This is a genomic window from Salibaculum halophilum (assembly GCF_002094885.1).
In the GTDB taxonomy this organism is placed as follows: Bacteria; Pseudomonadota; Alphaproteobacteria; order Rhodobacterales; family Rhodobacteraceae; genus Salibaculum; species Salibaculum halophilum.
Window position 1 is genome coordinate 286,028 of record NZ_MSIT01000001.1, and the last position, 23,660, is coordinate 309,687.

Genomic DNA, 23,660 nt, shown 5'->3' on the forward strand with positions numbered 1-23,660 from the left:
GACACGCGGGCGAAGGGGGGGCACCATGATGGCCAACCCCTGGATCGCGGCGGGTGTCGCGCTGTTCCTGTGGTGGTTCTCCACCGGGATCATCCTGCTGGCGGTGCGCCGGGCCGACAGGTCCGGCGCCGCGGCCCGGCGCACGCTGACCTGGGGGGCCTTGCCCGTGCCGGCCCTGGGCGCTTGGGGCCTCTGGGTCACGCTGGACCAGACCGGGCCGGCGGCGGCCTACGGGGCGTTCCTGTCGGCGCTGGCGCTCTGGGGCTGGATCGAGCTGGCCTTCCTGACCGGCGCGATCACCGGCCCCAACCTGCGCCCCTGCCCCGAGCGCCTGCCGGAGTGGGAACGCTTCCTGCGGGCCTGGGGCACGATCGCCCACCACGAGGTTCTGCTGGCCGCTGTGCTGGCCGGCATCTGGATCATCGGCTTCGGCGCGGCCAATATCGTCGCGCCCTGGATCTTCACAACGCTCTACTTCGCGCGGGTCTCGGCCAAGCTGAACCTCTATTTCGGGGTGCCCCGGATCAACACCGAGTTCATCCCCGAGGCACTGGCCCACATGACCAGCCACTTCCGTATCTCGCGGCTCAACTGGGTTTTTCCGGTCTCGATCACAGCGCTGACATGGGCCAGCGCCTGCTGGATCGAGCGGCTGCTGGCCGCCCCCACCCCGGGCGCGGCCGTGGGCTATGCCCTGCTGGCCGCGCTGACCCTGCTGGCCGCGCTTGAGCACTGGCTCATGGTGCTGCCGCTGCCCGATGCGAAACTCTGGCGCTGGATGCTGCCCGCGCCCAAGACACCAACCAAGACGATAAGACCGGAGGGATCCCATGGATTTTGACGCGATGTTTACCGCGCAGCTGGACCGCTTGAAGGACGATGGGAACTACCGCGTCTTCGCCGAGCTCGAACGCCAGTGCGGGGCCTTCCCCCGCGCGCGCAACCACGGGGAGGATGCCCCCGACGAGGTCACCGTCTGGTGTTCCAACGATTACCTCGGGATGGGCCAGCACCCGGTGGTGCGCCAGGCCATGAAGGACACGATCGACGCTTGCGGCACCGGCGCGGGCGGCACGCGCAACATCTCGGGCACCAACCGCCACCACGTCGCGCTGGAGGCCGAACTGGCCGATCTGCACGGCAAGGAGGCGGCGCTGCTGTTCACAAGCGGCTACGTGTCGAACTGGGCCGCGCTCTCGACGCTTGGATCACGCCTGCCCGACGCGGTGATCCTGTCGGACGCGGGCAACCACGCCAGCATGATCGAGGGCATCCGCCATTCGCGGGCGCAGAAGGTCATCTGGAAGCACAACGACCCAGAGGACCTGGACGCCAAGCTGTCGGCCCTGCCGGCCAACGCGCCCAAGATCGTCGCCTTCGAGAGCGTCTATTCCATGGACGGCGACATCTGCCCCATGGAGGAAATCATCGAGGTCGCCGAGAAGCACGGCGCCATGACCTACCTCGACGAGGTGCACGCGGTGGGCCTTTACGGCGCCCGCGGCGGCGGCATTTCCGAGGCGCGCGGACTGGCCCATCGCATCACCCTGATCGAGGGCACGCTGGGCAAGGCCTTCGGCTGCATGGGCGGCTATGTCACCGGCTCGGCGGCGCTGTGCGACTTCATCCGGTCCTTTGCCAGCGGTTTCATCTTCACCACCGCCCTGCCGCCGGCCATCGCGGCGGCCGCGCAGGCCTCGATCGCGCATCTGAAAACCTCGCAGGTCGAGCGCGACCAGCAGCGCCGCCAGGTCGCCCGCCTGCGCGAGATGCTCGACCGGCAGGGCATTCCGCACCTGGAAAACGACAGCCATATCATCCCCGTGATGATCAAGGACCCGGTCAAGTGCCGGATGCTGGCCGATATCCTGATGCGTGATTTCGGGATCTACGTGCAGCCGATCAACTATCCCACCGTGCCCAAGGGCACCGAGCGGCTGCGCTTTACCCCCGGCCCGCTGCACAGCGACGCCGACCTGGTGCACCTCGTCGAGGCGCTGACGGTGCTTTGGAAGCAATGCGCGCTGGCGCACGCCGTGGCCTGAGACCGCGCCGACGTTCGCGCGGGCGCGCCGGGGGCACGACCGCGTGGCTGGATATAATTGCCGGCGAACGCTGGGGGCGGCACTGCGCCCGTCCGTCCCGAAGGCAGAGGGCGCAGTGACGATACGCAGTTACCATGCTTCGGTCTGGCAAAGCGGCGGCGTCATGCTGGCCCGACAGGCCGCGGGGCCAGCCATTCTTTAATGCGACGTCTCAGCGGACGGAGGAGAGGGAAACGACCCCGCCGGTCCCCGCCAGGGCCGCGCGCGCGGTCGCCGCGATATCCGCGGCGGTCATGCCCGCCTCTTCATACATCTCGGCCGGGCTGGCCTGGTCGATGAAGCGGTCGGGCAGGCAGACATTGCGGATCGCGAGGCCGCGGTCGAAACAGCCCCGGCGGGCCAGCTCGTGCATGACGACCGAGCCGAAGCCGCCTTCGGCCCCCTGCTCGACGGTTAGCAGCGCCCGGTGATCGCGCGCCAGTGTCTCTACAAGGTCGCCGTCCAGCGGCTTGGCAAAGCGGGCATCGGCGACGGTGACACTGATGCCCTCCTGGGCCAGCGCCTCCGCGACACTCAGGCAGGCGTCCAGGTGCGCCCCGTAAGACAGGATCGCAGCGTCCGCGCCCTGCCGCACAATCCGGCCCTTGCCGATCTCCAGCACCTGGCCGCGGTCGGGCAGCGTCACGCCGGTGCCCGCCCCGCGCGGATAGCGAAAGGCGATCGGGCCGCTGTCATGCGCGGCGGCGGTGGCGACCATGTGGACAAGCTCGGCCTCGTCCGCGGCCGCCATGACGGTAAAGCCCGGTAGGCTGGACAGGTAGCCGACGTCAAAAGCGCCGGCATGGGTGGCCCCGTCGGCGCCCACCAGCCCGGCACGGTCAATGGCAAAGCGCACCGGCAGGCCCTGGAGGGCCACGTCGTGGACGACCTGGTCATAGGCGCGCTGCAGGAAGGTCGAATAGATCGCGCAGAAGGGTTTCAGCCCGCTGGCCGCCATCCCGGCGGCGAAGGTCACGCCGTGCTGTTCGGCGATGCCGACATCGAAGACGCGCGCCGGAAAGCGCTCGGCCATCTTGGCGACGCCCGTGCCGTCCGGCATCGCCGCGGTGACGGCAACCACGCGGTCGTCGCGTGCGGCCGCCTCGGTTAGCGCGGTTCCGAAGACCGAGGTGTAGGAGGGCGCGCCGCCGGCCTTCTTGGCCTGCGCCCCTGTGGCGGGGTCGAACTTTGCCACGCCATGGCCGCAGTCGGCGGCGTCCTCGGCGGGGGCATAGCCCTTGCCCTTGACCGTGCAGCAATGGATCAGCACCGGCCCGGTGGCCCGTGCCCGTGCCGCACGCAGCACCGGCAACAACTGGTCCATGTCGTGCCCGTCGATGGGGCCGATGTAGTCGAAGCCCAGCTCCTCGAAGAGCGTGCCGCTGCCGGTCAGCCCGGTGACCATCTGGCGCGCGCGCTTGGCGCCTTCGCGCATCGGGGCGGGCATGGCGGATTCGACGCCCTCGGCCATGGACCGCACCCGCGCCAGCGGCTCGCTGGCATACATCCGGCTGAGGTAGGACGACATCGCACCCACGGGCGGCGCGATGGACATCTCGTTGTCGTTGAGGATCACGAAAAGCCGCCGCCCCTCGTGCCCGGCATTGTTCATCGCCTCGTAGGCCATGCCGGCGCTGATCGCCCCGTCGCCGATCACGGCGATGGAATCCCCGGTCGGCTGGCCCATGTCGCGGCCCACGGCGAAGCCCAGCGCGGCGCTGATCGAGGTGCTGGAATGCGCGGCACCGAAGGGGTCGTGCGCGGACTCGCTGCGCTTGGTGAAGCCCGACAGCCCGTCTTTCTGGCGCAGAGTGCGGATGCGGTCGCGCCGCCCGGTCAGGATCTTGTGCGGGTAGCACTGGTGGCCCACGTCCCAGACCAGCTTGTCGAGCGGCGTGTTGAAGACCGCGTGGATCGCTACGCTCAGTTCCACCACGCCCAGCGAGGAGCCGAGGTGCCCGCCGGTCTCGGACACAGCCGAGATCACTTCGGCGCGCAACTCTCCGGCGAGGGCGGCAAGCTTGTTATCGGGCAGCTGGCGCAGGTCCGACGGCCCGGCGACCCTGTCGAGCAGCGGTGTTGCGGGTCTGTCGTCGTCCATGGCTCCCCCCTTCGCGGTGGCGGCACCGCGCGGCCCTGGCCCGGGGGCGCGATGTCCGGTCGGGGACGGCGACGAAGGGCCGCCGCCCCGCAGTGTTACTATTCGGCGGCCTCGTAGACCGGCGCGCCGGTTGTGGCCAGTTCCGGCCAGTCGCCGATCACGTTGGTGCCCTGCAGGGGTTGCTGATACCCCTTGTGGCAGGTCTTGCACCCGGCCTTGGGCGCGTCCTGATGCACCGGACCCAGCCGCTCGGGCGGGTATTCGTCCCGCAGCGGCACCAGATAGTCGTTGTTCATCTCAAGAACCATCTGGATGCCGAGGGTCTCGGTGGCCCATTGCGGGGTCACCTGCGCCCCGTCGTAGAAGGCGCGGCTGTTGTGGCAGAACAGGCAGTTCACCCCCAGCGAGTTGCTGACGTAGTTCATCAGCGAATAGGTCCGCTCGGCGTTCTGGATGGCCGGGATGCCGGGGTCCGCGGGGCTGCCCTCGACCCGCGAGGCGAGGTCGTGAACGCCGATCATCTCGCCGTCCAGCAGGTAGGTCTCCAGCGCGTCCGAGGGCAGCGAGGTCGCTTGCGACTGCGCCGTCACCCGGTTCTGGTTGGCCGACCAGCCCATGGCGGACTCGTTGACGTCGCCCATCTTGAACCAGATGTCGCTGGGCACGTTCTGGCCGCGGTGGCAGGTCATGCAGGTAACGCCGACCTCCTTGTTTGCGTTGACGTGGCCGGCCCAGTACTCGTTGATGTTCTGGGTCATCTGGATCATCCGCCGCGAGACCACCTTGGTATAGAGGTTGTCCTCGGCGTAGGTTTCCAGCCCGCCGTCGCCGTGGCAGTAAGCGCAGCCCTCCTCGGGGGCGACCCAGCGGGTGATGGCCGCCATCAGCCGGTTGAAGTTGGCGTCGGTCAGATCGCCCAGCACCTGTACGTTCTCGTAGATGTCACCGGCCAGCGGCTCGCCCGGTTCGGGCACGAAGGGCGGATCTTCCAGCAGGAGCGCGATATCCGGGTCGGGCTCGGCCAGGTCGGCCTCGAACTCGGGCACCGACATGCCGGTGCCGCGCGGCCCGGTCTGCAGGCTGTCGGTGGGCACCGGGTTGCCGAAGGCGACCAGCATCGAGGCGGTGAAGACCGCCGCCCCGATGACCCCGATCAGAAGCGCGGGCCCGTAGATGTTGACGGGATTGTCCCGGTTCCATTTGTCATACCACTTGGGAAACATGGGTCATTCCTCCTGCCCGATGAAGCCTTCGTAGGACCCGTAGGCCTCGTAGCCGTAGGATCCGTCATACATCGGCGCGAAGTTGTGTTCCTGCGCCCAGATGAACCAGTTGTCCACGACCGTGCCCGTCAGCAGGATGCCGATGCCGCCGGTGATCGGGGTCAGGACCGCGAACCACCAGGCCCAGCGGTGGATGCCCTCCATCGTGGCGTTGAAGCCCATGGTCCAGCGCCAGAACAGCGCCGCGCGTTCGCTGGCGGTGCCACGGTCGACGATCTGCTCCAGCTCGCGGTCGCCGCCGAAGCGGGTCACCGCCAGGATCGTCGCGCCGTGCATGGCAAACAGCAGCACCGAGCCGTAGAGGAACACGATGCTCAGGCAGTGGAACGGGTTGTAATAGAGGTTGCCGTAGCGGATCGAGAAGGCCGTCGTCCAGTCGAGGTGCGGGAAGATGCCGTAGGGCACCGCCTCGGACCAGGAGCCCATGAGCACCGGGCGGAACAGCCCGAGCACAAGGAACAGCCAGATGGCCGAGCCGAAGGCCCAGAAGACATGCTTGCCCATCTTGTGGCTGACGGCCAGCTGATAGGACCGCGCCCACCAGGCCAGCACCGAGATCAGCAGGAAGAAGGAACTGATGATGTACCAGCCCCCGTCGTTGAGCGGCGGGATCGACAGCCCGTATTCCGGGCTGGGCGGTTCGAGCGCCAGCCAGAAGCCCTGGCGCAGGAACTCGGGGATCGACCAGCCGACCTGCGCCAGCATGTTGAAGCCCACGATGGTGAACCAAAGCAGCCCGGTGGCCAGGCTGATCAGCCCCAGCATGCCGAGATTGATCGGCCCCACCTGGGCGTTGCCGAACAGGCCCAGCAGTTTCGAGTAGAAGGGCGTGCCGGCGCGTTCGGCCATCAGCCGGCCGCCGGTGGCGTCCAGGCCCATCTCGGGCGTCCCCTGGACCTGAACCTGCGTGAATATGTTCTGATACTCGGCCATGGTTTACATCCCCACCTGAGAGGGCCAGATCGGCGCCTCGAGCCACCAGTTCCACCATTCGGGCCAGCCCTTGGTCCAGACCGGGCCGCTGATGATGATGCAGATCGCGGACCAGAACCCGGCGTTCAGCGCCAGCAGAAGCCCGACGCGGTGAATGCCCAGCGTGCCCACGGAATAGCCGATGAAGTCGCGAAAGAAGGTGTCCTCGTGATCCGGCGTCTTCATCTCCTCGCCCTTCTCGGGATTGGCCGCCGAGAGGATCAGCCCGCCGTGCAGCGCCAGCGCCAGCGTGGTGGTGAAAAAGAACGTCACCGCCAGCATGTGGGCCGGGTTGTAGTGGAAATGCAGGTAGGCGTAGCCGGTGTTGCTCACCCAGTCGAGGTGGCTGAAGATGCCGTAGGGAAAGCCGTGCCCCCAGGCGCCCATCAGCAGCGGGCGGAACACCACCAGCGTGGCATAGGCGAAGATCGCGACGCCGAAGGCGATGGGGACGTGATAGCCCATGCCCAGCTTGCGGCAGATCTCGACCTCGCGCAGCGCCCAGCTGATGAAGGCCCCCAGCGCGCAGATCGTGATGATCTGCCACAGGCCCCCCTCCATGAGTGGCGCCATGCCCAGGCCGTAGGACAGGTCGGGCGGCGCGATATTGATGAGCCAGGGATTGAAGGTGCCCTGCTGCGAGGCCCCCCAGAAGATCAGGATGGTGCCGAGCAGGGCGAAAAAGGTCGTCGTGACCCCGAAGAAACCGACGTAGAAGGGTCCGACCCAGAAGTCGAACAGATCGCCGCCGATCAGTGTCCCCCCGCGGACCCGGTATTTGCGTTCGAAACTGAGCAAGGCCATTTTCGTCGTCTCCGCGTGTTGTGGCCTGTCGGGGTCTGCCGCGACGGACCAAAAGAATTCTTGATGGTCACCGCGGGCGAGCGCACCCGCCCGCGGTATCAGTCTTGCCAGGCGATCACCGCCCGTACTTCTCGGCCGCGATTTCAAACCAGTTGAAACCGTCGGTGCTCAGAAGCACGAGGTGGATCATCGCCGCGAGCAGGAACAGGAAGACGCCCTGCGCCACGAAAACGCGGCGGGGGTCGAAGATGAGCCAGATCTTGTAGAACTTTGCCATTTCTCAACCCTTCCTCAGAACCAGGGGAACCAGATGAAGGTCGCGATATGCGCGACCACCGCGATCAGTGAGAACAGCCAAAGGCCGCTCATGTACACCGAATGCAGTTCCTGGGCCTGCTCGTCAGTGAGACCTGTGAAGGACAGGTCGGATTTATCAGCCATGAACTTTCCTCCGGAATGTTATGCTGACGCCGCGTGCCCCGCGGCCGGGTGCCTTCGGGGCCTTCACGGTCCCTCAGGTTTCTGTCCGCCCCCCGCGGGGGACAGGCAGCTCGTGTCCCGGATCACCGGTCCCCGAAGGGATCAGGCCGAGAATATCATGGGCGTCATGCGATCCGCTTCCGCCCAGGCCCGGGCCAGCGGCCCGCGCAGGTTCAGGGTGCGGTGGCGGGCCACCTCGCGCGCCCAGCGCAGGCTGGCGAAGGGCAGCGCGCAGACGAAGATGAGCGTGAAATAGACATGGAACTCGGCGCTCCGGGGGCGGCCGCAACGGGCGCGCGGCGGGACGTGCGAAGAGATGTCGGTCATGGGTCAGTCCTCCTTGAGAGACGTTGTGCCCGTGTCGGGCGAAAGCGATTGAACGGTTTCCAGCACCACTCGATCCTGGCCCTGGCGCAGGGCGCTGTCCTCGGCGGCGTCGCGCAGGGACTTGGCGGCGGAAATGCGGGTCAGCACGGGATGGCCGGCGACGATGCGGTCGAGCTCGCGGCTGGCGTCGGCGTCCCAGGGAAAATCCCGGCGCAGCGGCGTCGGCGTGGCCGCGCCGGAATCCATCTCCGAGCCCAGCGGCAGGATGTGGAACAGCGCGTCGAAAAGCCCGTTGCAGACCTCCTGCAACAGATAGGTCGCCCCGGCGTAGCCCATCATCGGCGTGCCCGTGGCGCGCCGGATCGCGGCACCGGGAAACGAGGCCGGGATGAAGGCCGGTTGCGGCCCGTGCCCGCCGCCCGTCTCGGCCAGGTAGATCTTCTCGTTGATCGAACCCATCAGGATCAGCGGGCTTTTCTGCGCGATCATCGCGCGGACTTCCTCGTTGTTGGTCTTGGTGCCGGCGCAGCGCGCCACGGCAAAGGCGCAGGGCAGGCCCAGGTCGCCTTCGAGGAAATGACGGATGCCGCGGGCGTAAGTCTCGGAGGCGACGATGCCGAAATTCGCGGTGGCAAAGAAATCCTGCGTGACCGAGCGCCAGAGATCCCACACCGGCTTCAGCGTCGAATGCTTCTCGGTCTCGATGAAGGGCTCGGGATCGAGCCCCAGCAACTCGCCCAGCTTGCGCAGGAACAGGGTCGTCGACTCCACGCCGATGGGCGCCTGCAGGTAGGGCTTGTCGAGAACCTCGGCCAGGCCCCGGCCAAACTCGCGATACATGCAGACGTTGACATCGGCATTCACCAGGTCGCGCATCTCGGCCAGGTGCGCGCCCAGCGGCATGACCATGTTGACCTCGGCGCCGATACCCTCGACGAGGCGGCGGATCTCGGCCAGGTCGCTGGGCATGTTGAAGGTGCCATACATCGGCCCGAGGATGTTGACGCGCGGGCGGGCCTCTTCGGGCCGCTTCTTTTCGGGCGGCATCCGGCCCTTGGTCATGCCGAATTCGGTGAACAGCCAGGTCATGGCGCGGTCGGCGGCCTGCCACTGGTCCTCGTCGATGGTGCGCGGCAGGAACCGTTGCAGGTTGGTGCCCTGCGGCGTGACGCCTCCGCCGATCATCTCGGCGATGGAGCCTGTCACGACCACCGCCGGCAATGCGGGGTCCAGCTCGCCCCAGGCACGTTTCATCGCGCCCTCGGTGCCCTCGCGGCCCAGCTCTTCTTCGCCCAGGCCGGTGACGACGATGGGCATTTCGTGCGGCGGCAGCGCGTCGGTGTAATGCAAAACGGACGTGACCGGCAGGTTCTCGCAGCCCACGGGGCCGTCGATGACCACCTGAAGGCCCTTGACGGCGCAGAAGGCATAGACCGCCCCCCAGTAGCCGCCCGCGCGATCGTGGTCCTGGATCAGCATGACACACCCCCGTGCCTCTTCTGGCCCGAAATATCCCGGGGGAGTCCCCGCCCTGGCGGGGACGGGGGCAGCGCCCCCGAAACACGATATGTCAGCGGGCCAGACATCAGATCATCTCCTGTGCCTTGGCGGCACGGGCCTTCTTTTCCAGCTTGCGCAGGTTGGCAGCCCGGAAATCCGGGCGGGTGTTCGGATCACCCTCCCAGACGCCGGCGGTGTCGCCCGTGCCCACGCCCTCGAAGAAGTCGCGCATGTGGTCCATGCGGGCCTTGCCGGCGATGGCGGCATTGACGACCTCGGCCAGGCTGCCCGCCCCGGCCGGGCCCATCAGGGGCCGCGCCGAGATCAGGTTGGTGAAGTAGAGCCCGGGGATGCCCAGCTCCTTGGCCTTCTGAACCACCGGCGTGGTGCCGATGGCCAGGTCCGGGGTCAGCCCTTCCATGGCGGCGCAATCGTCTTCCAGAGACGCGCGGAATTTCACCGTGACGCCGCGGGCGCGCAGCCAGTCGGCGTCAGCCTCCGACCAGGGCGATTTGGCGCAGGCCGTGCCGACATAAGGCACATCCGCGCCGCTCTCGATCAGCAGCCGCGCGACGAGCAGCTCGCTGCCCTCGTAGCCCGACAGGGTGATGGTGCCGTCGATGGGGGCCGCGGCCAGCGCATCGTTGATGCCGGGCAGCACGGCCTCCTGCGCCGCGGCAATCGTGGCCGGATCCACGCCCATGGCGGTGCCGATCTGCTGCAGCCAGTCCCGGGTGCCGTCGTGGCCCACGGGCGCGCTGCCGACGACGGGGCGCCCGGCGGCCTCGAACTCGCGCACGGCCGCCGTGTAGAAGGGATGGATCGCGGCCACCGCGCCGCAGTCGAGTGCGGCGTAAAGCTCGCGCCACTCGCGGCAGGGTACGACCGGCCCGGCGGCCAGCCCCATGGGGGCCAGCAACTGCCCGATCACCACAGGGTCGCCGGGAAACATCTCGCCCAGCAGGGTCACGGTCGGCCGGTCCGACACGCCGCTTTCGGGGGCGGCGACGGGGCCGGCCTCGACCTCCTGTCTTGCGTAGTTGAGCATCGCCCCGGCGAGCACGTCCTTGGCCTCGGCGTGGGTCGGGATGCCGAAGCCGGGCACATCGATGCCGACGACGCGCACGCCGTTGATCTCGTCGGGCAGCAGCCGCAGCGGCACACCGCTGGCCGTGGGCACGCACAGGTTGGTGACCACGATGGCGTCCACCCGGTCGGGATCGGCCAGTTCGTGCACGCTGTCGCGAATATCCTCGAAGAGCTTGCCGGTTACCAGCGTCTCGGAACTGAAGGGCACATATCCGACCGACCGGCGCGCACCATAGAAATGCGACACGAAGCTGAGGCCGTAGACGCAGCAGGCCGAGCCGGACAGCACCGTCGCGACCCGCTTCATCCGCAGGCCGACGCGCAAGCTGCCAAAGGCGGGGCACATGGATTGCGGCTTGTCATGCGGGCCTTGCGGATAATCCTTGGCATAACGGTCGAGGATTTCCGACTGCCCGGCCATGCGGGCGGCCTTGTCCATCTCGGCGCTCGAGTGACAACCCATCTCGGGGTCGCCCGCGCCCTCGGGGGCGGCGGCGCTGTCCACGGCGGGTTTGCCCTTGATCACCTCGGCCGTGTGGGCGGTGTCATATGTGACTTCGTCACTCATGGCGGGCCTTTCAGGCGTCGTCGTAGACGACTTCGAGGGTGGGTTTCGGCTCGGCATTGCTGCCGCGCATGTCGGCGTCGGTCGCCGGCTCCAGGGTCACGCCGGCCCCGGTGTCCGAGCCGTCGAACAGGCCCAGCAGGCCGTCCTGGTCCAGCGGCCCGGGGCGGACGGGCGGCGCGGCCGAGACCTGCTCGGCCAGGCCCGCGAACAGGCTGCCCCACTGGCTCTCTTCGGTGCCGACGATCTGGTAGTTGGCCGATTTCTTGCGCAGGTCGTCATCGGCCGGGATCGAGGCCAGAAGCGGGATATCCACCGCCTCGGCAAAGGCCTGCGCCTCGCCCGAGTGATCGTCCTTGTTGACGACGAGGCCCGCGACCCCGACGTTGCCGCCCAGCTTGCGGAAATATTCCACCGCCGAGCAGACGTTGTTGGCGACATAAAGCGATTGCAGGTCGTTGGAGGCGACAAGGATCACCTTCTGGGCCATGTCCCGCGCGATGGGCAGGCCGAAGCCGCCGCAGACCACGTCGCCGAGGAAATCCAGCAGGACGTAGTCGAAATCCCAGTCGTGAAAGCCCAGCTTTTCCAGCAGCTCGAAGCCGTGGATGATGCCGCGCCCGCCACATCCGCGGCCGACTTCCGGGCCACCCAGCTCCATGGCGAAGACGCCGCCGCGCTTGAAGCAGACGTCGCCGATCTCGACCTGTTCGCCGGCCAGGTTCTTCTTGGTCGAGGTCTCGATGATCGTCGGGCAGGCCTTGCCACCGAACAGCAGCGAGGTGGTGTCGGACTTCGGATCGCAGCCGATCAGCAGCACGCGCTTGCCCTGTTCGGCCATCATGTAGCTGAGATTGGCCAGGGTGAAGCTCTTGCCGATCCCGCCCTTGCCGTAGATCGCGATGATCTGGGTCGTCTGGGTAGGTTCGCCGTCGTTGATGACATCGGCCAGGTCCTCGTGCGCCTCGTCGCGCAGGCGCTGGTCGAAATCCTTGAGATTGGGCACGTCGTCCTTCACGCTGGCTCCTTCCAGTTGAGCATCATTTTCAGGCAGGCGGGGTCCTCGAAGGCGGTGCGATAGGCCGTGTCGGCCCCGCTTGCCGCCGCCTCGTGCGTGATCAGCCCGCCCAGGCTGAGCGCGCCGCTGTCGACCAGCGCCGCGGTGGCTTGCATGTCCTCGGGCGTCCATTCGGCGGCGACGCGCAGGCGCGCCTCCTTCATGAAGGCGGGCGGAAAGGCGAAGGACAGCGCCTGCGGGTAGAAGCCCGCCAGCACCACTTCGCCGCCGCGCGCGATGCGCCCGATCAGGTCGTTGAGGATCTCGGCATTGCCCGAGGCATCGTAGATCGCGCGGTAGTCGCGGCGCGGATCGTCCTCGGGGGCGATGACATCGTAGCCCGCCGCGCCGTCGCGGCGAGCCGGCAGGGTTTCCCAGACGGTCGGCGCCGGCGCCCCGGCGGCAATCGTCAGCCGCGCCAGAAGACGGCCCAGAACGCCGTGGCCGACGATCAGGTCGGGCACGGTCTTGTCCAGCCCGGCCATGGCGTGCCGCGCCGTGGCGGCGAGCGCCAGAAGCGCGCCCTCGGCGCCATGGGCGGGGTCGATCCGCGTGACCCGCCCGGCCCCGGTGACCAGCCGCGCGGCGGCGCCACCGAACAGGCCATGGGCCTCGGTAAAGCAATCGGCCCCGGGCACGAAGACGGTGTCGCCGGGCTTGAACCCGGTGCCGGCGGCGGCCTCGACCACCTCGCCGGCGGCCTCGTAGCCGGGCACCAGCGGATAGCCCATGCCGGGAAACGGGGGCATGTCGCCGGACCAGAACAGTTTCTCGGTGCCGGTGGAAATGCCCGAATGGGCGATGTCGACGACCACGTCCCCGTCCCCCGGCGTCTTGAGCGCGAGGGCGTCCATATGAAGATCGCGGGGACCGTTCAGATAGACAGCACGGGTTTGCATGGTCGCCTCCTGCCTGTCGTGGCGCCGGTGTGCCGAAAGAGTCGGCGGTGTTGGCATCGGCGCCTGAATGTAAGTCTATTCAAACAAGGCGTGGTGTCAATCTTAGTTTACATATACGCGAAACTGACAGGCACGGTTGTCAGTGCGGCCTGACGCAGGTCACCACGCGGGTGACGTAAGGCCGCCGCGCGCCGCAGGTGCGCACCCGGTCGAACCCGGCCGCCCGGCACAGCGCCGCGATGCGCGCCGGCGACCGGGCGCGTCCGGTGCCCATGGCCATGGTGTAAAAGGCAAAATAGAGATCGCCGGCCCGGTCGGGCCGGGCCTCGCCCGCCATGGGCTCAGAAATGATCAACCGCCCGCCCGGCGGCAGTGCCGCATGGGCGCGCGCCAGCAGGTCGGCCACCGTGGCGTCATCGTGATCGTAGAGCACCCGGACCAGTGAAATCGCGTCGGCCCCGCCCGGCAGCGGCCCCGCGCGGAACGATCCGGGGCGCAGGTCCACCCGGTCCGAGAGTCCTTCGCGGGCCAGCCGCGATTCGGCTTGGCCGATGACCTCGGGCAGGTCCAGCAGCACGCCGTGCAACCCGCGATACCGCGTCAGCGCGGCCGTCAGGAACACCCCCGACCCGCCGCCGACGTCCATCAGCCGGCGCACCCCGCGCAGCGACACGCTGCGCAGCGTGTCCTCGGCCACCAGCACCTGCGACCGGGCCATCAGGTCGGAATAGCGCGCCGCCTCGGGGGCGGGCACGTCGCCGGCCGCGCCCAGCACGTAGGGCCAGAACCGCGACAGCCGCGTCTCGCCCTCTTCACGCAGCACCGCGACGGGATCGGCCATGTCACGGTAGAAGGTGGCGTTGTGGCGAATCATGTCCCGTAGACCCGGCACGCCCTGGATCGCCGCGCCGCGCCGCGCCAGCCCGTAACGCCCGTCGCGGTGGTGGCGCAACAAGCCCAGCGCCGCGCCCGCCTGCAGCAGGGCCGCCATGCGGTCGGGGGCAATGTCGCGGGGCCGGGCCAGCGCCTCGGGCGTCTCGGGGCCGTCCAGAAGCGCCTCAAGCAGGTCCAGCTCGACCAGCGCCAGCAACACCTGCGAGGCGACAAACCCCTGCAGAATATCGAAAATCTCGGCCCCGTCGCGCCGCGCCAGTGTCGCGCCTAGGGGCAGACGGGACAGCACGGCCTGCGCTCCGGGCCGGGCCACGAGGCGGGCGACCCAGCCGCGGCGGGGCCCCCGCAGCGCTTCGAGGGGCACGCGATCCAGCGCGGGCACGGGCCTCAGGCCGAGTAGCGCGCGGGCAGGACGGGCATGATCGCCTCGGCCTGCCGGCGCACCATCTCGGCCAGCGCCGCCTCGCCGGGGCACGACGGGATCGAGGCGATGGCCCCGGCCAGCGTGTCCGACAGCCGGTCGCGCGCACCGATCACGCCCAGTTGCGCCACGGCGTTGGGCCGGCCGTGCAAGTCGTCCTGACCGGCGGGTTTGCCGAGATCGGATTCGCCAAGCACCGCGTCGCGCAGGTCGTCGGCGACCTGGAAGGCCTCGCCGATCAGCGCGCCGAGATCGTGCCAGGCCTCGGGGTCGTGCCCGGCCGAGAGTGCCCCCATTTCGGTGGCCGCGATGAACAGTGCGGCGGTCTTGGACATGTGATAGGCGTGCAGGTCGACCTGCGGTTCGCTTTCCCAGCCCTGCCCCGCGCAGATACCGCCCGGCATCCCGCTACGCCGCGCCAGCGCCATCACCAACTGGCCTGAGCGCGCCTCGGCCGCATCGCGCACCCCGGCGGCGGCCAGTTCCTCGAAGGCCAGCATGATCAGGCTGTCGCCGGTCAGCACCGCCAGCGGTTCGGAATGGGCGCGATGCACCGCCGGCTTGCCGCGCCGCATGTCGGCATCGTCGAAACAGGGCAGATCGTCATGCACGAGGCTGGCGCAGTGGATCAGTTCCAGCGCGGCGGCGGCAGCATCAGTCAGCGCGGGCGCGTCGTCGCCACAGGCGCGGGCCACCGAGACCAGGATCGTGGGGCGGATGCGCGCGCCTCCGGGCTTGATGGCATAGTCCAGTGCGGCCGACAGGCGCGGCGGGGCGGCCCCGGCGCGCGCCCGGTCGAGAGCGCGGTCCAGCGCGGCTTCGATCCTGTGGGATAGTGGCATCGCGCCCTCCTGGCTCGCTCGTATGTCCGCCTTGCGCGACATCTCGTCTGTAAATTAAACTGGACACTTTCGGCCGGCGAGTCAACACTCGCGCCATGACACCCCGCACATCCCCCCGGGCCCGGCGCGCGCTGGTGGTCGGTGCCGGCATCGCCGGGCTGGCCGGGGCCGCGCGGCTGGCCGCGGCCGGGTTCGATGTCACCGTACTGGACCGGCACGCGGCGCCGGGGGGCCGGATGCGCTGTCTGCCCTCGGCCGCCGGGCCGGTGGATGCGGGGCCGACGGTGCTGACCATGCGCCCGGTCTTCGAGGCGTTGTTCCATGACCTCGGCACCCGGCTCGGGGATCACGTGACGCTGATCCGCCAGCCGGTGCTGGCGCGCCATTTCTGGCCCGACGGCAGCCGGCTGGACCTCTTCGATGACGCGCAGGCCAACGCGCAGGCCATCGCCGATTTCGCCGGGGCGCGCGCGGCGCGGCAGTTCGCGCGGTTTTCCGACCGCGCCCGCCGGCTCTTCGAGGCCTTCGACGCGCCGATGATGCAGGCCCCCGCGCCGCGGCTGGCCGGGCTGACGGGCCATGTCGCGGCCCGGCCGGCGCTGATCCCGGCGATGGCGCCGCTGTCGGGTCTCGCGCGCAGCCTGGCGCGGCAGTTCGACGATGCGCGGCTGGCGCAGCTTTTCGGCCGCTACGCCACCTACGTTGGCGGCTCACCCTATCGCACCCCGGCCCTGCTGGCGCTGATCTGGCAGGCCGAGGCGGCGGGCGTCTGGGTGGTGCAGGGCGGCATGCACCGTCTTGCGCAGGCCGTCGCGGGGCTGGCCCGCCGCCATGGCGCGCAATTTCACTACGGCGCGCATGTCACGGAAATCACCGTTGAAAACGCCCGCGCGACCGGCGTGCGCCTGGCCGATGGCACGCGCCATCGCGCCGATGTCGTGCTGTTCAACGGCGACCCCCGCGCGTTGGCCACCGGCCAGCTCGGCGCGGGTGTCGACCAGGTCGCGCCGCAGACGCGCCGCGCGCCGCGCAGCCTCTCGGCCGAGGTCTGGGCCTTTGCCGCCACGCCCACGGGGCCGGAGCTGGCCCATCACAACGTGTTTTTCCGCGACGCGCCCAAGCCCGAGTTCGACGCCATCGAGCAGGGCCGGAGCGTGGCCGACCCGACGCTTTACCTGTGCGCGCAGGATCGCGGCACGCCCGGCGGCACCCCCGCGCCCGAACGCTTCGAGATCATCGCCAATGCCGCCCCGCTGACGCAGGCCCCCACCGAGACGGAGTTCAAGACATGCCGGACACGCACGTTCACCACGCTGGCCCGCTTCGGCCTGACCTTCGATCCGCCACCCGGCGAAGCGGCGCTGACGACGCCGACGGGCTTCGAGCAGCTGTTTCCCGCGACGGCCGGGTCCCTTTACGGGCAGAGCCCGCACGGCCTGACCGCGGCGCTGACCCGGCCGACGGCGCGCACGCCGGTTGCGGGCCTCTACCTGGCGGGGGGCGGCACGCATCCGGGGGCGGGGGTGCCGATGGCCACGCTCTCCGCCCGGCACGCGGCCGAGGCGATATTGCAGGACCGATGTTCGACCTCGCCGTCCCGCCCAACGGCTATGCCTGGTGGTATGTCGACGGGATCAGCGACGACGGCACGCGGTCGCTGAGCGTCATCGCCTTTATCGGGTCGGTCTTTTCGCCCTGGTATGCCTGGTCGGGCCGGCGCGCGCCCGACAACAACGTCTGCATCAACGTCGCCACCTATGGCCCCGGCGGGCGGTTCACCATGACCGACCGCGGCCGCAGCGCCCTGCGCCAGAGCGCGGAGCGTTTCACCGTCGGGCCGTCGTCACTGCACTGGACGGGCGAGGAGCTGGTGATCTCCGTCGACGAGATCGGCGCGCCGCCCCTCGTGGGCCGGGTGCGTGGCACGATCCGCGTGCGGCCCAGCGCGATAACGGGCGTGGAACTGCCGCTGACGCCGGACGGCGCGCATGTCTGGCGGCCCTTCGCCCCGACCAGCGCTATCTCGGTCGATCTTGAGGCCCCCGGCTGGCAATGGGACGGGCACGGCTATTTCGACGCCAATTTCGGCACCCGCGCGCTGGAACAGGATTTCAGCCACTGGAGCTGGGGCCGCTTTCCTACCGGGACGGGCAGCACCTGTTTCTACGACGCGACGCGGCTGGACGGCGCGCACCTGGGTGTCGGTGTGCGGTTCGACGCTGATGGCGCGGCCCGGGCCATTACCCCGCCGCCCAAGGCGCCGCTGCGGCGCAGCCTCTGGGCGATGCGCCGCGAGACGCGGGCGGACACGGGCCATGCGCCGCGGCAGGTCCAGTCGATGCTGGACGCGCCCTTCTACACCCGCGCGGCCGTGCGCACGCGCATCGACGGCGAAGAGACCACCGGCGTGCACGAGGCGCTGGACCTGCGGCGGTTCCGCTCGCCCCTGCTCAAGCCGATGCTGGCGGTGCGGGTGCCCCGCCGGGCGCGCTGGCGGTTCGATTAACCGGCCTTGGCGACCTCGGGGTTGCGCTGGAGCACCGAGAAGTTCAGCGCCCCGGCCACCGAAACCCAGGCGAGATACGGCAGGAACAGCACCCCGGCCAGGGTGTCCACCTGCCACAGCGCCAGCATGGTCGCGGCCACCGCCCCCCAGAGGGCACAAAGCACGATCAGCCCCAGCCGCATCCGGCCCAGTCCGAAGAACACCGGCGTCCAGAGCCCGTTGAGCGCGATCTGCAGCGACCAGAGCGCCATGGCCAACCCGTTGTCGGGGCTGACGGCGGCCCGCGCGCCAGCGGTGGCCATGCAGATGTAAAGCGTCGTCCAGGCCACGGGGAACAGCCAGTTCGGCGGCGTCCAGGGCGGCTTGTCCAGCTCCTCGTACCAGCGGCCGGGCGGGAACAGGCCGCCGGTGCTGCCCGCGGCAAAGCAGGCAGCGAAGAAAATCAGGAAATAAAGCCAGATCATGCGACAGCTTTAACCCGCGCGCCACCGGCCTGCAACGCCGCGCTGCGGTCGGCGTCGCGGGTCTTGAGCTGGGCCATGGTCGCGCAGAGCGTCTCGCTCCAGCCCTGGGCCGGCGCGGCGGCGTCGGCGGCGGCCTCGACCAGAAAGGCGGTTTCGGGCAGCGGCCGGGCGAAGATCACCGGCGAGGTGGGCAGCGCCGCCGTCGCCCCTGCCCGCAGGCCCGACAGTGCCAGCCAGCCCAGTTTCTGCACCCGGCCCGTGCGGGCGCGGGCCGCGACGGGATCGCAGCCCGTGCGCCGCAGCCGCGTGCCGATCCCGGCATAGATGTAGCGCGCCGCGAAGATGCCGGGGCGGCAGGCCATCGGCAGAGCCCCGATCCCGGCTTCGGACCGGATGTAAAGGCGGTCGGCCTCGGCCAGCAGGCGGCGCACGAGGTCCGAAATCACCGGCGAGGGATGCGGCGCCTCGAGGAACGCCTCGGGGGCGAGGCCCGCGCCCTCCATCCAGTCGGCGGGCAGGTAGAGGCGCCCCTCGCGGGCATCCTCGCCCACGTCGCGGGCGACATTGGTCAGTTGCATCGCCACGCCGAGGTCACAGGCCCGGGCCAGCGCGTCGCGGTCGCGCACGCCCATGAGCACGCACATCATGGCCCCCACCGCCGAGGCCACCCGCGCGGAATAGGCGCGCAGGTCCGACAGGGTGGCGGGCCGGTGGCCCATGGCATCCCAGGCCAGCCCTTCCAGCAGGGCCTCGGGCAGCGCGCGCGGCATGTCGTGATCGGCCACGAGGGCGGCAAAGGCGCGGTCGGCGGGCGCATTGCGCGGCCGGCCGGCATAGACAAGATCGAGCCGCTCCTGCAGACGCAGCACCGCCTCGGCCTTTTCGGGCTGCAGGTCGACGGCATCGTCGGCCAGCCGGCAGAAGGCATAGAGCGCCAGCGCCGGGTCGCGCAGGCTGGCCGGCAACAGGCGCGAGGCCGCGTGGAACGACCAGGACCCGTGCCGGATCGCCGCCTCGCAATGGGCCAGGTCGCGCGGGTCGATCATGGGGCGGGCCCTTTCGCGGCGGCTGGAACGGGGTCGGGCACCAGGGTATCGAGAACCTCGGCGCTGGAGATCACGCCCGGCAGCCCGGCGCCGGGATGCGTGCCCGCGCCCACCAGGTAAAGCCCCTCGGCCTCTTCGCTGACGTTGTGAGGACGGAACCAGGCGCTTTGCAGGATGCGCGGCTCGATGGAGAAGCCCGAGCCCACGGGGCTGAGGTAGCGATCGCGGAAGGTCTCGGGCGTGAAGACGCGCGAGGCGGTCAGGTGATCGCCCAGCCCGGGCAGGATCTGATCTTCGAGCACCGCCTGCACCTTGGCGCGATAAGGTTCGGCCTCGGCCGCCCAGTCCACCGGATCATCGTGGCCCAGGTGCGGCACGGGGCTGAGAACATAGAAGGTATCGCCGCCCTCGGGCGCGGCGCTCGGGTCGGTCACCGTGGGGCGATGCAAGTATAGGCTCATGTCCCCGGCCAGGTGGCCCTTGCGGAAGATATCGCGTACCAGCCCGCCGTAGCGGGGGCCGTTGAGGATGGTGTGATGTCCCGCCTCGGGCCACTTGTCGCGGGTGCCGCGGGTGCCGAAATACCACACAAACAGCCCCATGGACCAGCGCGAGCGCTTGAGCTTGGCCGGGGTCCAGCGCCGCTTGCGGTGGTTGCGCAACAGCCGGTCGTAGGTGTGGCCCGCGTCCGCGTTCGAGACGACGACATCGGCCGTCAGGATCTCGTCACTCGTCAGGCGGACACCGCGGGCGCGGTCGCGGCCCGCGTCACGGTCGAGCAGGATTTCGTCGACCTCGGCGTTCTGGATCACCTGTCCGCCCTGGTCCGCAATCACCCGGACCATGGCGTCGGCGATGGCCGCCACGCCGCCCATGGCGTAGTGGACGCCGAATTCCTTTTCCAGGTGGCTGACCAGCGCGTACATCGAGGTCACGCGGAAGGGATCGCCCCCGATGAAGAGCGGGTGAAAGGACAGCGCCATGCGCAGCCGCGGGTCCTTGACCCTGCGCGCCGCATGGGCGTGGACTGACCGGTCGGCGCGCAGCCAGGCGAACTTGGGCAGCACCTTGAGCAGGTCCGGCAGGCGGTGCATGGACCGCCGGCCGAGGTCCTCGAAGCCGAACCAGTAGCGCCGCTCGCTGTCCTTGAGGAACTTGTCATAGCCGGGCAGATCGGCCGGCGACAGACGCGCCACCTCGGCGCGCATGGCCGCGTCGCCTTGCCGGGCGGTGAAGGTGCTGCCGTCGGGCCAGCGAATCTCGTAGAACGGATCAAGCGCGCGCAGGTCCACCTCGGCGTCGAAGTCGCGCCCGCAGGCCGCCCAGAGGCTGCGGAACAGCTGCGGCACGGTGACGATGGTGGGGCCGAGGTCGAACCTGTGGCCATCCTGCCAGATCGCCGAGCCGCGCCCGCCGGGCCCGTCCAGCCGATCGAGCACAGTCACGCGGTAGCCGCGCGCGCCCAGCCGCATGGCCGAGGCGAGGCCGCCAAGCCCCGCGCCGATGACCACCGCGCGGGGCGCCGTGGCGGTGTCGGACCTGTCCAACAGGCCGGGGTCGAGACGTGTCAACATTACCTCATGTTATACCTGTCCAGTTTGATTGACAATCGGTCATTATGTCTCTTTCTTCGGGACATGCGCCGTGGCATTCTGCCCCCGCGCGCGGCGACAGGAGTCGGACCATCCAGACCGTCACCCTCAGCTTTTTCCGCTTCGGCCCGGGGCTGCCCCGGGTCTGGGCTTTCGCGATGATGGGGTTGGCGCGCCTGTCGCTGCCGCGCGTGCCCGATCTGGGGTTCTGGAAGCTCTGCGGTTCGGGCACCGGCGAGGGGTTCACACCGCGGCCCAACACCGCCGTTTACGCGATCCTGGCGACCTGGCCCGACGAGGCCACCGCGCGCACACGGCTGGCTGAGGCGGGCATCTTCCGCCGCTACCGCGCCCGCGCCGATGAGGCCTGGACGGTCTTTCTCGCACCGGTCTCGGCGCGCGGGGCGTGGTCGGGCGTCGCTCCCTTCGCCCCCGATGGCCCGGCGCCCGATGGCCCGCTGGCCGTGCTGACCCGCGCCAGCCTGCGCCCGGGCAAGCTGCTGCGCTTCTGGCAGCGCGTTCCCGACATCAGCCGGGTGATCGGCACCGACCGCAACGTCGCCTTCAAGATCGGCATCGGCGAGGTGCCGCTGCTGCACCAGGTGACCTTCTCGATCTGGCCCGACCCGCACAGCATGGCCGATTTCGCCCGCGCCGACGGCCCCCATGCCCGCGCGGTGCGCGCCGTGCGCGAGGGCGACTGGTTCCGCGAGGAACTTTACGCGCGCTTTCGCATCCTCGGCGACGCGGGCAGCTGGCACGGCGCGCACCCCCTGCAAGAACTGGACCTTTCCGCATGACAGTGCCGTTTCCCTTTTCCGCCATCGTCGGCCAGGACCAGATGAAACTGGCCATGGTGCTGACGGCCATCGACCCCGGCATCGGCGGTGTGCTGGTCTTCGGCGACCGCGGCACGGGAAAGTCCACGGCCGTGCGGGCGCTGGCGGCGCTGCTGCCGCCCGTCACGGCGGTGCGCGGCTGCCCGGTGAACTCTGAACGGCCCGAGGACTGCCCCGACTGGGCCGGTGTCACCGACACCGCGTTGGTCGAACGGCCCACGCCGGTCGTGGACCTGCCGCTGGGCGTGACCGAGGACCGCGTGACCGGCGCGCTCGACATCGAACGCGCGCTGACCCAGGGCGAGAAGGCCTTCGAGCCCGGCCTTCTGGCCCGCGCCAACCGCGGCTATCTCTACATCGACGAGGTCAACCTGCTGGAGGATCACATCGTCGACCTGCTGCTCGACGTGGCGCAGTCGGGCGTCAACGCCGTGGAGCGCGAGGGGCTGTCGGTCCGCCATGCCGCACGCTTCGTGCTGGTCGGGTCGGGCAACCCCGAAGAGGGCGAACTGCGCCCGCAACTGCTGGACCGCTTCGGCCTGTCGGTCGAGGTCACCTCGCCCGACAGCATCGAGGACCGCATCGAGGTGATCCGCCGCCGCAGCGCCTACGAGACCGAGGCCGAGACCTTCCTCGCCCACTGGCAGGCCGAGGACGCGGCCCTGCGCGACCGCATCCTCGCCGCGCGCGCCGCGCTGGCCGGCGTCGCCATGCCCGAGGACATTCTGCGCGACTGCGCCAACCTGTCGCTGGCGCTGGGCACCGACGGGCTGCGCGGCGAACTAACCCTGTTGCGCGCGGCGCGGGCGCTGGCCGCGCATGACGGCGCCGCCGCGATCACCCGCGACCAGTTGCGCGCCATCGCGCCGCTGGCGCTGGGCCACCGTTTGCGCCGCGATCCCCTGGACGAAGCCGGATCGACCGCCCGGGTGACGCGCGCGGTCGCGGACGTGCTGGCATGAGCGCGCCACCGGCCTGGACCCGCGCGATGCGGGCCATGGCCGCGCTGGCGGTGGACCCGGCCGGCCTGGGCGGGCTGACACTGCGCGCCCGCGTGGGGCCGGTGCGCCAGACCGCCGAAGCCGCCCTGGCCAAGCTGCCCGGCCCGCAGCGCCGCCTCCACCCCGAGATCAGCGACACCCAGCTTTTCGGCGGGCTCAACATCGCCGCCTCGCTGGCCGAGGGGCGCATGGTGCGCGACGCAGGGATGGCCGAAACGCCCGGCCTGCTGATCCTGCCCATGGCCGAACGCTGCCCGCCGGGGCTGGCCGCGCGGCTGGGGCAATTGCTCGACGCGGGGCCGGGCCATGCGCTGGTGCTGCTCGACGAGGGGGCCGAGCCTGACGAGGCCGCCCCGACCGGCCTGCAAGACCGGCTGGCCTTTCACGCCGACCTGTCCGAGCTGCACTGGTCGCAGGTGGCCGCCACCGTGCCCGCCCCGGCCGAGATCGACGCCGCCCGCGCCCGGCTGGCCGCCCTGCCCCGGCCCGAGGCGGCGTTCGGCACGCTCGTCACGCTGGCCGTGCGCTTCGGCATCGACAGCCTTCGCGCGCCGCTGCTGGCGCTGGCCGCAGCGCGGGCGCTGGCCGCGCTCGACGGGGCCGACGCGGTGACCGACGCGCATCTGAGCGAGGCCGCCGAACTGGTCTACCCCGTCCGCGCCACGCAACGGCCCGAAGCGCCCGAGGACAGCGACGAGGCCCCGCAAGACGACACCCCCGAGCCGGACACCGAGGACGCGGGGGACGACACCGCGACCGACCCCGGTGCCGAGCTGCCCGACGAGATGCTGATCGAGGCCATCGCGGCCCTGCTGCCCGACGGCCTGCTCGAGCGGGTGGCGGCCCGCGCCCGCGCGCGCATTCCCCTGTCGGGCGGCGGTGCCGGGGCGCGGC

At 70.0% G+C, this 23,660-nt stretch carries 22 protein-coding genes and 1 pseudogene; 7 read left to right on the forward strand and 16 right to left on the reverse strand.

Features of this window, described 5'->3' with window-relative positions:
- The first annotated feature begins 28 nt into the window (after positions 1 to 28).
- Both puhE and hemA read left to right on the forward strand, forming a co-directional pair.
- Positions 29 to 841 carry a putative photosynthetic complex assembly protein PuhE gene (gene puhE, locus BU124_RS01390; RefSeq protein WP_084860684.1) on the forward strand — a complete coding sequence of 271 codons (813 nt, stop codon included), beginning with the start codon at positions 29 to 31 and terminating at the stop codon, positions 839 to 841.
- Positions 831 to 2,045, forward strand: coding sequence for a 5-aminolevulinate synthase (gene hemA, locus BU124_RS01395; RefSeq protein ID WP_084860644.1), 1,215 nt, complete (start codon positions 831 to 833; stop codon positions 2,043 to 2,045). The genes puhE and hemA overlap by 11 nt, the downstream gene beginning before the upstream one ends.
- A gap of 211 nt (positions 2,046 to 2,256) precedes the next feature.
- On the opposite strand, the gene dxs is transcribed toward hemA, so the two are convergent.
- The 13 genes from dxs to BU124_RS01460 all read right to left on the reverse strand — a co-directional run bounded on the left by dxs (position 2,257) and on the right by BU124_RS01460 (position 15,318).
- Positions 2,257 to 4,185 carry a 1-deoxy-D-xylulose-5-phosphate synthase gene (dxs, locus tag BU124_RS01400; protein WP_084860645.1) on the reverse strand — a complete coding sequence of 643 codons (1,929 nt, stop codon included), beginning with the start codon at positions 4,183 to 4,185 and terminating at the stop codon, positions 2,257 to 2,259.
- A 98-nt stretch (positions 4,186 to 4,283) separates the two neighbouring features.
- Positions 4,284 to 5,408: a photosynthetic reaction center cytochrome PufC gene (gene pufC, locus BU124_RS01405; RefSeq protein ID WP_084860646.1), complete on the reverse strand. Its 1,125-nt coding sequence runs from the start codon at positions 5,406 to 5,408 to the stop codon at positions 4,284 to 4,286.
- Between the two features lie 3 nt (positions 5,409 to 5,411).
- Positions 5,412 to 6,401: a photosynthetic reaction center subunit M gene (pufM, locus tag BU124_RS01410; protein WP_084860647.1), complete on the reverse strand. Its 990-nt coding sequence runs from the start codon at positions 6,399 to 6,401 to the stop codon at positions 5,412 to 5,414.
- Between the two features lie 3 nt (positions 6,402 to 6,404).
- Positions 6,405 to 7,244: a photosynthetic reaction center subunit L gene (gene pufL / locus BU124_RS01415; RefSeq protein WP_084860648.1), complete on the reverse strand. Its 840-nt coding sequence runs from the start codon at positions 7,242 to 7,244 to the stop codon at positions 6,405 to 6,407.
- A 115-nt stretch (positions 7,245 to 7,359) separates the two neighbouring features.
- Positions 7,360 to 7,521, reverse strand: a complete 162-nt coding sequence (gene pufA / locus BU124_RS01420; protein ID WP_084860649.1) for a light-harvesting antenna LH1, alpha subunit — start codon at positions 7,519 to 7,521, stop codon at positions 7,360 to 7,362.
- A gap of 14 nt (positions 7,522 to 7,535) precedes the next feature.
- A complete protein-coding gene (pufB, locus tag BU124_RS01425; RefSeq protein WP_084860650.1) occupies positions 7,536 to 7,685 on the reverse strand; it encodes a light-harvesting antenna LH1, beta subunit in 150 nt (49 codons plus the stop codon).
- Between the two features lie 141 nt (positions 7,686 to 7,826).
- Positions 7,827 to 8,051 carry a cytochrome PufQ gene (gene pufQ / locus BU124_RS01430; RefSeq protein ID WP_084860651.1) on the reverse strand — a complete coding sequence of 75 codons (225 nt, stop codon included), beginning with the start codon at positions 8,049 to 8,051 and terminating at the stop codon, positions 7,827 to 7,829.
- Positions 8,052 to 8,054: 3 nt separating this feature from the next.
- Positions 8,055 to 9,530, reverse strand: a complete 1,476-nt coding sequence (bchZ, locus tag BU124_RS01435) for a chlorophyllide a reductase subunit Z (RefSeq protein WP_084860652.1) — start codon at positions 9,528 to 9,530, stop codon at positions 8,055 to 8,057.
- A gap of 106 nt (positions 9,531 to 9,636) precedes the next feature.
- Positions 9,637 to 11,208, reverse strand: coding sequence for a chlorophyllide a reductase subunit Y (gene bchY, locus BU124_RS01440; RefSeq protein ID WP_084860653.1), 1,572 nt, complete (start codon positions 11,206 to 11,208; stop codon positions 9,637 to 9,639).
- Between the two features lie 10 nt (positions 11,209 to 11,218).
- Positions 11,219 to 12,223 (reverse strand): chlorophyllide a reductase iron protein subunit X, encoded by a 1,005-nt coding sequence (locus BU124_RS01445; RefSeq protein ID WP_084860654.1) that lies wholly within the window; start codon positions 12,221 to 12,223, stop codon positions 11,219 to 11,221.
- Positions 12,220 to 13,161 (reverse strand): chlorophyll synthesis pathway protein BchC, encoded by a 942-nt coding sequence (gene bchC / locus BU124_RS01450; RefSeq protein WP_084860655.1) that lies wholly within the window; start codon positions 13,159 to 13,161, stop codon positions 12,220 to 12,222. Before bchC ends, BU124_RS01445 begins: the two co-directional genes overlap by 4 nt.
- A gap of 139 nt (positions 13,162 to 13,300) precedes the next feature.
- A complete protein-coding gene (locus BU124_RS01455; protein WP_245831580.1) occupies positions 13,301 to 14,428 on the reverse strand; it encodes a methyltransferase in 1,128 nt (375 codons plus the stop codon).
- Between the two features lie 14 nt (positions 14,429 to 14,442).
- Positions 14,443 to 15,318: a polyprenyl synthetase family protein gene (locus BU124_RS01460; RefSeq protein WP_084860656.1), complete on the reverse strand. Its 876-nt coding sequence runs from the start codon at positions 15,316 to 15,318 to the stop codon at positions 14,443 to 14,445.
- 95 nt (positions 15,319 to 15,413) lie between these two features.
- On the opposite strand from BU124_RS01460, the gene crtD reads away from it, so the two are divergent.
- Both crtD and crtC read left to right on the forward strand, forming a co-directional pair.
- On the forward strand, positions 15,414 to 16,979 hold the full coding sequence (gene crtD, locus BU124_RS01465; protein WP_084860657.1) for a 1-hydroxycarotenoid 3,4-desaturase CrtD: 1,566 nt from the start codon (positions 15,414 to 15,416) through the stop codon (positions 16,977 to 16,979).
- Positions 16,952 to 17,824, forward strand: a complete 873-nt coding sequence (gene crtC, locus BU124_RS01470; protein WP_084860686.1) for a carotenoid 1,2-hydratase — start codon at positions 16,952 to 16,954, stop codon at positions 17,822 to 17,824. Before crtD ends, crtC begins: the two co-directional genes overlap by 28 nt.
- Here the strand turns inward: crtC and tspO are convergent.
- From tspO to BU124_RS01485, 3 genes are read right to left on the reverse strand one after another with little or no spacing between them, the layout of a single operon-like run.
- Positions 17,821 to 18,288 carry a tryptophan-rich sensory protein TspO gene (gene tspO / locus BU124_RS01475; protein WP_084860658.1) on the reverse strand — a complete coding sequence of 156 codons (468 nt, stop codon included), beginning with the start codon at positions 18,286 to 18,288 and terminating at the stop codon, positions 17,821 to 17,823. The two genes, crtC and tspO, sit on opposite strands and share 4 nt — an antisense overlap.
- The gene (gene crtB / locus BU124_RS01480) at positions 18,285 to 19,334 is read right to left on the reverse strand and encodes a 15-cis-phytoene synthase (protein WP_084860659.1); all 1,050 of its coding nucleotides are present in this window, start codon (positions 19,332 to 19,334) and stop codon (positions 18,285 to 18,287) included. The genes tspO and crtB overlap by 4 nt, the downstream gene beginning before the upstream one ends.
- On the reverse strand, positions 19,331 to 20,908 hold the full coding sequence (locus tag BU124_RS01485) for a phytoene desaturase (RefSeq protein ID WP_084860660.1): 1,578 nt from the start codon (positions 20,906 to 20,908) through the stop codon (positions 19,331 to 19,333). The genes crtB and BU124_RS01485 overlap by 4 nt, the downstream gene beginning before the upstream one ends.
- Before the next feature lie 44 nt (positions 20,909 to 20,952).
- On the opposite strand from BU124_RS01485, the gene crtA reads away from it, so the two are divergent.
- From crtA to BU124_RS01500, 3 genes and pseudogenes are all read left to right on the forward strand, one after another.
- Positions 20,953 to 21,726 carry a spheroidene monooxygenase gene (gene crtA, locus BU124_RS01490; RefSeq protein WP_425442435.1) on the forward strand — a complete coding sequence of 258 codons (774 nt, stop codon included), beginning with the start codon at positions 20,953 to 20,955 and terminating at the stop codon, positions 21,724 to 21,726.
- Positions 21,723 to 22,727 carry a magnesium chelatase ATPase subunit I gene (gene bchI, locus BU124_RS01495; protein ID WP_084860661.1) on the forward strand — a complete coding sequence of 335 codons (1,005 nt, stop codon included), beginning with the start codon at positions 21,723 to 21,725 and terminating at the stop codon, positions 22,725 to 22,727. The genes crtA and bchI overlap by 4 nt, the downstream gene beginning before the upstream one ends.
- Positions 22,724 to 23,660: pseudogene (locus tag BU124_RS01500) on the forward strand (magnesium chelatase subunit D); the annotation flags it as partial. The gene bchI and the pseudogene BU124_RS01500, both read left to right, overlap by 4 nt.